Below are 1,374 nucleotides of genomic sequence, written 5' to 3'. Positions count from 1 at the left end.
TACATGCCTTTGTTCGTGGAAGGCACGCTGATGACGCTCAAGTGCACGGTGATCTGCGTGATCGCCGGCACATTGCTCGGGCTCATGTTGGGGGTCGGCCGCCTGGCCGAGGCCCGGCACGGGTTCTACAAGTATTTCCTGCGCTACGCGGTGCAGTTGCCGGTGCGCTTTTATGTGAGTTTCTTCCGGGGCACGCCGCTGTTCGTGCAGATCCTGCTGATCCACTTCGCACTGATGCCGGTGCTGATCAATCCGTCGGGCGGCCTGGTGATCAGCGGCGACCTGGCGCGCGAGATCCGCTCGCAGTACGGGGCGTTCATGTCGGCGGTGCTGGCGATTTCGCTGAACGCGGGGGCGTACGTGTCGGAGATTTTCCGCGCGGGGATCCAGTCGATCGACCGGGGGCAGACGGAGGCGGCGCGCTCGCTGGGCATGACGTACCTGCAGACGCTGCGCAAGATCGTGCTGCCGCAGGCGTTCCGGCGCATGCTGCCGCCGCTGGGCAACAATGCGATCGCGATCGTGAAGGACTCGTCGCTGGCCTCGGCCATTGGATTGGCGGAGCTGGCGTATGCCGCGCGTACGGTGTCTGGGGCGTATGCGCGCTACTGGGAGCCGTATCTGACGATTTCGCTCATTTACTGGGCGATCACGCTGATACTGTCGGCGTTTGTACAACATCTGGAAACGAGGTACGGCCAAGGTGATCGTCGTTAAGGGCTTGCAAAAGCAGTACGGGCAGACGCACGTGCTGCGCGGCATCGATTGCCGCATCGAGGAGCGGGAAGTGGTGTGCGTGATCGGGCCGTCGGGCTCGGGCAAGAGCACGTTCCTGCGATGTCTGAACGCGCTGGAGGAGATCTCGGGCGGGCAGGTGGAGGTCAACGGGTATGCGGTGCAGGACCTGAAGACGAACCTGAACGAGATGCGCGAGAGCGTGGGGATGGTGTTCCAGCGCTTTAACCTGTTTCCGCACATGTCGGTGCTGGAGAATCTGGTGCTCGCGCCGATGCAGGTCAGGAAACTGTCACGCGCGGATGCGATCGTGGTGGCCGAGCAGTTGCTGCGCAAGGTGGGGCTGATCGACAAGATCGATGCGTATCCGAACCAGCTCTCGGGCGGGCAGCAGCAGCGGGTGGCGATCGCGCGGGCGCTGGCGATGTCGCCCAAGGTGATGCTGTTCGACGAGCCGACCTCGGCGCTGGACCCGGAGCTGGTGGGCGAGGTGCTGGCGGTGATGAAGTCGCTGGCCGAGGAGGGCATGACGATGGTGGTGGTCACGCACGAGATGGGGTTCGCGCGGGAAGTGGCCGACCGGGTGCTGTTCATCGACCAGGGCGTGATCATGGAGGAAGGGCCGCCGGAGCAGATCTT

General features: G+C 64.0%; 2 protein-coding genes. Both read left to right on the top strand.

Features of this window, described 5'->3' with window-relative positions:
* Window positions 1-717: amino acid ABC transporter permease (locus tag PTE30175_RS27945; protein ID WP_150700327.1), on the top strand; the 717-nt coding region annotated here is incomplete at its 5' end.
* On the top strand, window positions 704-1,374 hold a 671-nt coding region (locus tag PTE30175_RS27940; RefSeq protein ID WP_150700326.1), incomplete at its 3' end, for an amino acid ABC transporter ATP-binding protein. The genes PTE30175_RS27945 and PTE30175_RS27940, both read left to right, overlap by 14 nt.

This window comes from Pandoraea terrae, assembly GCF_902459695.1.
GTDB classification, from domain to species: domain Bacteria; phylum Pseudomonadota; class Gammaproteobacteria; order Burkholderiales; family Burkholderiaceae; genus Pandoraea; species Pandoraea terrae.
This window is presented reverse-complemented; position numbering and strand designations above follow the sequence as displayed.